Genomic DNA, 8,870 nt, shown 5'->3' on the forward strand with positions numbered 1-8,870 from the left:
AACCCACATGCAGAACGAGAGACTTGCCCGGGCCGCGCTGTCCAGGCTGATGGAACCGCAGGACGTGGCGGGCCTCGCCCTGGTGCATGTCGCCGGGGCCGAGGACGCCTTGCGGATCGCCACCGGCCAGGTCAGCTACGGGCCGGGGCTGGAACAGGACATCACCGGGTTGCTGGCAGAGCACAGCGCCGTAAGTTCCTGGGCCGGACTCGGCGCCGCGTTGAAACGCTGGGCGCCGAGGATTCCGGACCTTGCCCCGGAACGCGACCTGGCCACGATGCAGCGCCTGGGCGGCCGGATGATCATCCCGGCGGACGGGCTGTGGCCGCGTCAGCTGGACGATCTCGGCCTGCACCAGCCGATCTGCCTGTGGTGGCGGGGAATTGAGCTCCAGCTGCCTCCCGCGGCCAAGGCGGTGGCACTCGTGGGCTCACGGGACAGCACCAGCTACGGTGCGTCCGTCACCGGTGATCTTGCGTACTCCCTGGCGCAGCGGGGATTCACGGTAGTGTCAGGCGGTGCGTACGGGATAGATGCCCACGCGCACCGGGCAGCACTGGCAGGGGCCTCAGATGACATGCCGACCATTGCCGTGATGGCGGGCGGCGTGGACCGCTTCTATCCGTCGGGAAACGAGGATCTCCTGCGCGCCGTTGCCAACCAAGGTGCCGTACTCGCCGAGGTGCCGCCTGGCTCTGCACCCACCCGCTACCGGTTCCTGCAGCGCAACCGGCTGATCGCTGCGCTCGCGTCTGTCACGGTTGTGGTGGAGGCCAGATGGCGGTCGGGAGCTCTGAATACTGCCCACCACGCGGAAACCCTGGGACGGGCCGTCGGGGCCGTTCCCGGCTCGGTGCACAGCGCCAACTCGGCCGGCTGCCACCGGCTACTGCGCGACGGCGGTGCCGTTTGCGTCACTGACGCCGGAGAGATCGCCGAGCTTGCCTCGCCGAGCGGCCAGTCCTTGCCTGATGAAAAGTACGGCCAGGCGGCGGATCACGACGGACTGACGCTGGAGGACCTGATCCTGCTGGACGCCCTTCCAGTGCGGTCCGCCAGCTCCGTCGAAAAGCTCTGCAGCGTCGCTGGCCTGGGCGCGGAATCCGTGCGGGCCGGTCTGGGCAGGCTGGCACTGCTGGGACTGGCCGTCACCGAGAACGGAGGCTGGAAGCGGACCAAGCAGTCAACCTAAGGACTGCCGTCCGGCGCCGTCCCTCTCGCCGGACGGCTCCTGCCGTTTCTTGATTAGCGCGCCGTTCCTTGAATCCGGGCCAAATGCTGGGACAGTGGGGGAGTGGAGAAACAGGAACTGCCGGCGGCCCTCGACCGGGCCGTCACGGGTTTCGGCCGGTACCTGACGGGTGAGCGGGCGCGGTCCGAACATACCGTGCGTGCATACCTGTCTGACGTTTCCAGCCTGCTGGGCTATGCGGCCGGTGAAGGGGTCACCGATACTGCGGAACTCGAACTGGGCACCCTCCGGCGGTGGCTGGGCAGCCAGAGTGAGGCTGGGGCGTCCCGTTCCACGCTTGCCCGCCGTGCCGCCACGGCACGGAGCTTCACCGCCTGGGCGCTGCGCGAAGAACTCATCGAAACCGATCCCGCCCTGCGCCTGCAAGCCCCCAAGCGGGACGGTTCGCTGCCGGGCGTCTTGCAGCAGCAGCAGCTGGCCCGGCTGCTGGGGGACCTCAACGAGGCAGCCAAAGACGGGAAGCCCTTGGCGCTGCGCAACCGGGCCATGGTCGAATTGCTCTACGCCACGGGCGTCCGGGTCGGTGAGCTGGCAGGTCTGGACGTCGATGACCTCGACCCGGACCGCAGAACACTGCGTGTGCTTGGCAAAGGCAACAAGGAGCGTACGGTGCCGTACGGGCTCCCGGCTGCGCTCGCCGTCGACGACTGGCTGCGCCGCGGGCGGGGGAAACTTGCTGCCGCGGACAGCGGACCGGCCCTGTTCCTTGGAATGCGCGGCCGCCGGGTGGACCAGCGCCAGGTTCGCAGCGTGGTGAAGGAGTTGTTCGACGCGCTGGGCGACACTTCCGCCACTGGCCCTCACGCCCTGCGGCACACGGCCGCCACGCATCTGCTCGACGGCGGCGCGGACCTTAGGGCGGTCCAGGAAATCCTGGGTCACAGCAGCCTGGCCACCACCCAGATCTATACGCACGTGTCCGTGGACCGGCTGCGCAAGAGCTACCAGCAGGCCCACCCGCGCGCCTAGGACATTTCTTCGGCGCGTCTTCTACACCACGCCGAATTGCACTGGCGTAATTAGGCGGTGTACGGCACAATAAGATCCAAGTTCGGCAACTTTCAAGTTGTGCTTGAAGCACTGTCTCCATGCGCCCCTTGTCAGTCCGGCAGACAGTTTCATAGATGGCAGGAATCACCGGCACCACGCGGCGCCCAAAGCAGCAACTATCCCGTCCATGCAGGTCGTTGGGGAAGACGTACCTACAGCTATGGAGGATGGAATGTCTGTTGCAATGACCCGCGGTGTGCTGTTTATTCACTCGGCCCCTACCGCACTGTGCCCTCACGTTGAGTGGGCCATCGGATCCGTCGTGGACAAGCGAACGGACCTTGAATGGACCCCTCAGCCCGCCGCGCCCGGCATGTTCCGCTCGGAGCTGTCCTGGACCGGCGCGCAGGGGACAGGTGCGCAGCTTGCCTCTGCCCTCCGGGGCTGGGCGCACCTGCGTTTCGAGGTCACCGAAGAACCCAGTCAGGGTGTGGACGGCGGACGCTGGTCCCACACACCCGAGCTGGGAATCTTCCATGCCGTGACGGACGTGCACGGCAACATCATGGTGTCGGAGGACCGCATCCGCTACGCCTATGAGGCTGGCGCCGGCGACCCCTCCGCCGTCTACCATGAGCTGTCGCTTGCGCTCGGCGAGGCGTGGGACGAGGAACTGGAACCGTTCAGGCACGCCGCCGAAGGCGCGCCGGTGCGCTGGCTGCACCAGGTCGGTTGACGCGACTGCTCCGCTGAGCGCGAGCCCGGCTAACACGCCAGTCGCAGCACCCCCATAGCAAACGCAGAAGCCCCCACCAACCGGCGGGGGCTTCTGCGGCGTGCATTCAGGTCACATCACATGCTGCGGATGGCAACCACGGCGTTGTGGCCGCCGAAGCCGAACGAGTTGCTCAGCGCCACGATGTCGCCGGCCGGCAGAGCGCGGACGGAGGTCACGACGTCGAGCGGGATCTCCGGATCCTGGTTCTCTAGGTTGATCGTGACGGGAGCCTTGCGTTCGTGGACGGCCAGGACCGTGAGGACGGCCTCGACGGCGCCGGACGCCCCGAGCAGGTGGCCCATCTGGGACTTGGTGGCCGAGACGGCCACGTTGTCCACATGGTTGCCCAGCGCCGCCCGCAGGGCCGTGTATTCCGGCTTGTCGCCGACCGGCGTCGACGTGGCGTGGGCATTGACGTGGACCACGTCCTCCGCCTGGATGCGGCCGTCGAACATGGCTGCCTTGAGCGCGCGGGTGGCGCCCAGGCCTTCGGGGTCCGGTGCGGTGATGTGGTAGGCGTCGGCGGTCACGGACGTGCCGGCCAGCTCGCCGTAGATCCGTGCGCCGCGGGCGATGGCATGCTCCTCGGCTTCCAGCACCAGGGCGCCGGCGCCTTCGCCCATGACGAAGCCGTCACGGTCCCGGTCGTAGGGACGGGAGGCGCCTTGGGGATCGTCGTTGCGGCGGGAGAGTGCCTGCATCGAGGAGAACGCCGCCAGCGGCATCGGGTGGATGGCGGCTTCGGCGCCACCGCACATGACGACGTCGGCCTTCCCTGAGCGGATCAGGTCCAGCCCGAGGTGCAACGCTTCTGTTCCGGACGCGCAGGCGGACACAGGAGTGTGCGCACCGGCGCGGGCCCCCAGGTCCAGACTGACCGCGGCGGCTACGCCGTTGGGCATGAGCATCGGAACAGTCATGGGCAGGACGCGCCGGGGGCCCTTCTCTTTCAGCGTGTCCCATGCGTCCAGGAGCGTCCACACTCCACCGATGCCGGTGGCGAAGGCCACGGCCAGCCGGTCATGGTCGATTTCGGTGATGCCGGAGTCCGCCCAGGCCTCGCGTGCGGCGATGACACCGAACTGCGTTGACGGGTCCATGCGCTTGGCTTCAACGCGGCTCAGTACGTCAAGGGCCGGGGTGGTGCAGCGGGCAGCGAAGTGGACCGGCAGTTCGTACTTGGCAACCCACTCGTCCTCGAGGGTGCGGGCACCGGAAACCCCTTTCAGCGCGTTCCGCCACATCGTGGGTACGTCGCCGCCGATGGGCGTGGTGGCACCCAGACCTGTAATGACTACTTTGCGTGTCATGGGATCACTCTCTGTCGGTGCGCCTGCCGTGTCCTGTGCTGCTGGCCGGAGGCCGGAGTGGGTGGCGTGCGGGGGGAAGTCTTCAAAAAAATTCTTGGGGTGATGCATCGGCTGGCCGGTCCGGTAAAAAACGTCCGGGCCGGCCAGCCGGGTTCAGCCGTAATGGCCGGAGCCTGCAGAGGCTGTTGTCTTACTTACACCTGGGCGCTGGAGATGAAGTCCACGGCGTCGCCGACGGTCTTGAGGTTCTTGACCTCTTCGTCCGGGATGCGGACGCCGAACTTCTCTTCGGCGTTGACGACGATGGTCATCATGGAGATGGAGTCGATGTCCAGGTCCTCGGTGAAGGACTTGTCCAGCTCAACGGCCTCAGGGGCCAGGCCGGTCTCTTCGTTGACGATTTCAGCCAGTCCGGCCAGGATCTCTTCGTTGCTAGCCATTGATGGCTCCTTTTCTTGTTATTGCCGGCAGAGGATGCCGGAAATGGGCAAACCGCGGTTGCGGCTTGGTTATCGGGATTGCTACGGAAGGACGATGACCTGGGCGCCGAAGACCAGTCCGGCGCCGAAGCCAATCTGCAGGGCCAGCCCGCCGCTAAGTGCGGGGTTTTCCTGAAGCAGGCGGTGCGTGGCCAGGGGGATCGAAGCTGCCGAGGTGTTGCCGGCGTCGGCTATGTCCCGCGCGACGGTGACGGTCTCGGGGAGCTTGAGCTTCTTGACCATCTCATCGATGATCCGCATGTTGGCCTGGTGCGGAATGAAGGCCACCAGGTCCTCGGCCTGGACGCCGGCGGCATCCAGCGCCTGCTGGGCGACCTTCGCCATCTCCCAGACCGCCCAGCGGAACACCGTCTGGCCGTCTTGGCGGAGGGTCGGGTAGAGCTCCTGCGCCTCTTCGAGGAGGGCAAGGTCGCCGGTGGAGTCGGAGCGGCGTGCGGCCATTCCGAGGTCCCGGACGTCCAGTATGGAGCGGGTCATGCCGATGGCGTCCCACTTGCTGCCGTCCGATCCCCATACCGACGGCGCGATGCCGGGGGTGTCCGACGGGCCGATGACCACAGCGCCGGCGCCGTCGCCCAGCAGGAAGGAGATGGTGCGTTCGCGGTTGTCGATGACGTCGGAGAGCTTCTCCGCCCCGACGACGAGGACGTACTTGGCGGTTCCCGCGCGGACCAGCGCATCGCCCTGGGCAATGCCGTAGCAGTAGCCGGCGCACGCAGCGGAGATGTCGAAGGCGGGGGCAGGGGTGGCACCCAGCCGGTCAGCCAGGCTCGCGGCAGCCGACGGCGTGGCGTACGGGTGGGTCACCGTGGAGACGATGACGGCGCCGAGCTCGGATGCCTCGATGCCCGCCTTCTGCATGGCCTCACGGGCAGCGCCCTCGGCCATGTCAATCACGCTGATGTCGGCGGGAGCGCGGTGGCGGGTCACAATGCCGGTACGCTGGCGGATCCACTCGTCGGAGGAATCGATCCACTGGCACACGTCCTCGTTGGTCACCAGGACGTCGGGGCGGTACGCGCCGAGGCCCAGGATCCGGGTGTGCTCGTTGAGCGGGGTCTGCTTCAGTACCGGCGTGCTCATGCCTGTCCTTCCAGTTCTGCGAAGAGTGCAAGGGCTGCTGACAGGTCGTCCGGCGTCTTGACCGCTACGGTCTTCACACCCGGCATGCCCCGCTTGGCCAGTCCGGCCAGGGTGCCCGCCGGGGCAAGTTCAATGACGCCGGTGACGCCACGGTTCACGAGGCTCTCCATGCACAGGTCCCAGCGGACCGGCCGCGAGACCTGGGCGATCAGGCTGTCGACGGCGGCGTTGCCCTCCGTGACCTCCTGGCCGTCGAAGTTGGACAGCAGCGGCACGGCAGGGGCCTGCGGCTGCAGTTCCGGGCGGAGCGCCTCCAGGGCGCTTACCGCGGGAGCCATGTGTGAGGTGTGGAAGGCCCCGGCGACCTTCAGCGGAATAACGCGCGCCTTCGCGGGCGGATTCTCGGCCAGCGCCTTGAGCTGGCCGAAGGTGCCGGCGGCGACGGTCTGGCCCGCGCCGTTGACATTGGCGGGCGTGGCACCGGCGGCCTCAATGGCGGCAAGGACCTCGGCGGGGTCGCCGCCCACCACGGCGCTCATGCCAGTGGGAGTGACGGCAGCAGCCGCGGCCATGCTGTTGGCGCGTTCGCGCACAAAGGTCATGGCTTCCTTCTCGGTGAGCACACCGGCCAGCGCGGACGCCGTGATCTCGCCCACCGAGTGCCCGGCCAGAATGACGGGCAGCGTGCTGAGTTCGACGTCGAACAGTGACTTGGCGGCCACCAGCCCGGCGGCGACAATGAGCGGCTGCGCGACGGCGGTGTCCTTGATGGTTTCCTCGTTAGAGGTGGTCCCGTGCGCAGTGAGGTCGATGCCTGCAATTTCGCTCAGGGAGGCCAGATGGCCTGCTACGGAAGGCAGCTCCAGCCAAGGGGCCAGGAAACCGGGGGTCTGTGAGCCCTGTCCAGGGCAGACGATTGCAAGCACGTATCCAGCTTTCCAAATTACCGGGTGATCCATTGGTGTTTTCGTACACCAAGCTCACGGCGTCAGGTTGTAGGAAGTCTACAACGGTTCAGTTAGTGTTCCGCGCGCCAACACGCTCGACGGCGGGCTTCGGAGGCGTCGACAGCCGCCCCACCACGAGGGCGGCCTGAAGCACAAAGGCCTCCCGCGGTAGCAGCGGATCCCAGCCTGTCACGTCGCAGACGCGCTTGAGCCGGTAGCGCACGGTATTGGCATGGACAAAGAGTTCCCGCGCGGTGGCCTCGAGCGAATGTCCCAGCTCCAAATAGGTTCCGAGCGTTTCCACCAGCCCGTTGGACGCTGCTAGGAGCGGCCGGTAAATGTTCTTCACAAGCGACCGCCGGGCCGCGTCGTCCCCGGAAATGACCCGTTCCGGCAGAAGGTCATCGGCCGCTACGGGGCGCGGAGCGGCGGGCCACGCCCGCGCGGCGGTGAGCCCGGCGAAGGCGGACTGGGCCGAGCCGCTGGCCTCCAGCAGGGAGCTGGCCTCGGCGCCGTAAACCACAGGGCCGGGCGCGAACATCTCGCTGAGCTTCACATATGCGGTTTCCCGGTCGTGCACGCCGCCCAGGATCAGGATGAGGCGGTCGCCCTGGATTCCCACGAGGGCATCCTCCGCGTACCGGCCCGCCATGCGGCGCAGTTCGCTGACGTAGCTGGCGCTGGGTTCCGACGGCGAATTCCCCACCATCACGGTGAAGCGTTCCTGCGCCTTCCAACCGAGCGCGGCGATCCTCGAACGCAGCGCGTCGGTGTTTTCACCGCGCAGGATGGCGTCCACAATCAGGGCCTCGAGCCGGGTGTCCCAGGACCCGCGGGACTCCGCGGCCCGGGCGTACACGTCGGCGGCGGCGAAGGCCACTTCGCGCGAGTAACGCAGGACTGCTTCGCGCAGCGAGGGCTGGTCCGCTTCCGGGGCGATGACCGGAACCTGGTCCTCCACCACCTCCACGACGATCCGGATGAGCTGGAGTGCCTTCTGCAGGCTGATGGAGCGGGTCAGTTCCGTCGGGGCAGTGCCGAAGACGTCCGAAAGGATCCAGGACGGGGAACTGGGGCGCTCATACCAGGTGACGAAGGCGGCGATGCCGTTCTGCGCCACGAGTCCCAGCGCGGAGCGTTCGTCCGAACTGAGCCGGCTGTACCACGGCAATGACTTTTCCAGCTGGCGCATGGTGGTGGTGGACAACTGACCAACGCTGGCCCTGAGCTTTTTCAGGGTCTCCGTCTTCTCCGGAGTCATGGTCCGGGAGGTCGGTTTGCGCGGTGCAGGGGCGGGGGACGGCTCGGGCATAATTCGAGCATACGGTGCCCGCGGGCCAAGCTCCATTTTGTGCAAAGGCTACAACTCCGGTTGTGCTGAGTCACAGCCCCTCGTTCGCTCCCCGAAGTACCCCAAACGACGACGGCGGCCCCCACCTTGGGTGGGGACCGCCGTCGTTCGCTGTACCTCTCGGGAGTTTTTGTCCAGATACCGCGGCTTCAGAGGCCTTTTGCGGCCATTATCTGGACAAAAACTCGGGGTTCGAGAGGCTCAACCAGCAGTGGTCAGGACTCGCCTCCGGCGTTGCCCGTGGTGCCAGCGTTTACGTTGAGCAGACGGTACTTCTCGATGGCCTGCGCCGGTGCCTGTCCGTCAACCTCACCCTTGGCCGCCAGCAGCTGGAGGGTTTTGACGACGATGGAGTGGATGTCGTTTTTGAAGAAGCGGCGTGCTGCTGCGCGGGTGTCGGAGAAGCCGAAGCCGTCGGCGCCGAGGGTGGCGAACTCGTTCGGGACGAACTGCCGGATCTGGTCCGGGACGGCCTTCATCCAGGGCCCAGGGGACGGAGACGCCGGAGGCGAGGATCTGGCTCTTGGGGCCTTCGGTGGCGGAGGCTGCGAGTTTGTAGATGCCCTTCAGGACGCCTTCGACGTCGAGGTTCTCCGGTTCCGCGGGCTGGACGATGGGCTCGTTGTAGACCGTCAGGTAGTACATCAGGTTACGGTCTG

The 8,870-nt window shown here is 66.9% G+C and carries 8 protein-coding genes and 1 pseudogene; 3 read left to right on the forward strand and 6 right to left on the reverse strand.

The window, feature by feature from the left end; all coding sequences use genetic code 11:
• Positions 1–7 precede the first annotated feature (7 nt).
• The 3 genes from dprA to AC1DFE_RS02660 all read left to right on the forward strand — a co-directional run bounded on the left by dprA (position 8) and on the right by AC1DFE_RS02660 (position 2,978).
• The gene (gene dprA, locus AC1DFE_RS02650) at positions 8–1,192 is read left to right on the forward strand and encodes a DNA-processing protein DprA (RefSeq protein WP_476904351.1); all 1,185 of its coding nucleotides are present in this window, start codon (positions 8–10) and stop codon (positions 1,190–1,192) included.
• A 102-nt stretch (positions 1,193–1,294) separates the two neighbouring features.
• Complete coding sequence (locus AC1DFE_RS02655; protein WP_476904352.1) at positions 1,295–2,221, forward strand: tyrosine recombinase XerC; 927 nt, start codon at positions 1,295–1,297, stop codon at positions 2,219–2,221.
• Between the two features lie 253 nt (positions 2,222–2,474).
• Positions 2,475–2,978, forward strand: coding sequence for a DUF3145 domain-containing protein (locus AC1DFE_RS02660; RefSeq protein ID WP_003806074.1), 504 nt, complete (start codon positions 2,475–2,477; stop codon positions 2,976–2,978).
• Positions 2,979–3,094: 116 nt separating this feature from the next.
• On the opposite strand, the gene AC1DFE_RS02665 is transcribed toward AC1DFE_RS02660, so the two are convergent.
• The 6 genes and pseudogenes from AC1DFE_RS02665 to AC1DFE_RS02690 form a co-directional block, all read right to left on the reverse strand.
• Entirely contained in the window at positions 3,095–4,330 is a 1,236-nt protein-coding gene (locus AC1DFE_RS02665) for a beta-ketoacyl-[acyl-carrier-protein] synthase family protein (protein ID WP_476904353.1), read from the reverse strand.
• Positions 4,331–4,524: 194 nt separating this feature from the next.
• Positions 4,525–4,770, reverse strand: a complete 246-nt coding sequence (locus AC1DFE_RS02670; RefSeq protein WP_476904354.1) for an acyl carrier protein — start codon at positions 4,768–4,770, stop codon at positions 4,525–4,527.
• An 81-nt stretch (positions 4,771–4,851) separates the two neighbouring features.
• On the reverse strand, positions 4,852–5,913 hold the full coding sequence (locus AC1DFE_RS02675; protein WP_476904355.1) for a beta-ketoacyl-ACP synthase III: 1,062 nt from the start codon (positions 5,911–5,913) through the stop codon (positions 4,852–4,854).
• Positions 5,910–6,839, reverse strand: coding sequence for an ACP S-malonyltransferase (locus tag AC1DFE_RS02680; RefSeq protein WP_476904356.1), 930 nt, complete (start codon positions 6,837–6,839; stop codon positions 5,910–5,912). Before AC1DFE_RS02680 ends, AC1DFE_RS02675 begins: the two co-directional genes overlap by 4 nt.
• A gap of 88 nt (positions 6,840–6,927) precedes the next feature.
• Entirely contained in the window at positions 6,928–8,172 is a 1,245-nt protein-coding gene (locus AC1DFE_RS02685; protein ID WP_476904357.1) for a PucR family transcriptional regulator, read from the reverse strand.
• 254 nt (positions 8,173–8,426) lie between these two features.
• Positions 8,427–8,870: pseudogene (locus tag AC1DFE_RS02690) on the reverse strand (hypothetical protein); the annotation flags it as partial.

The sequence above is a fragment of the Arthrobacter sp. 05T423 genome (assembly GCF_056396245.1).

Excerpts from the sequence above, each read along its gene's own strand:
- dprA (WP_476904351.1), top strand. The coding sequence starts at position 8 with ATGCAGAACGAGAGACTTGCCCGGGCCGCGCTGTCCAGGCTGATGGAA.
- AC1DFE_RS02660 (WP_003806074.1), top strand. The coding sequence starts at position 2,475 with ATGTCTGTTGCAATGACCCGCGGTGTGCTGTTTATTCACTCGGCCCCT.
- AC1DFE_RS02665 (WP_476904353.1), bottom strand. The coding sequence starts at position 4,330 with ATGACACGCAAAGTAGTCATTACAGGTCTGGGTGCCACCACGCCCATC.
- AC1DFE_RS02670 (WP_476904354.1), bottom strand. The coding sequence starts at position 4,770 with ATGGCTAGCAACGAAGAGATCCTGGCCGGACTGGCTGAAATCGTCAAC.
- AC1DFE_RS02675 (WP_476904355.1), bottom strand. The coding sequence starts at position 5,913 with ATGAGCACGCCGGTACTGAAGCAGACCCCGCTCAACGAGCACACCCGG.
- AC1DFE_RS02685 (WP_476904357.1), bottom strand. The coding sequence starts at position 8,172 with ATGCCCGAGCCGTCCCCCGCCCCTGCACCGCGCAAACCGACCTCCCGG.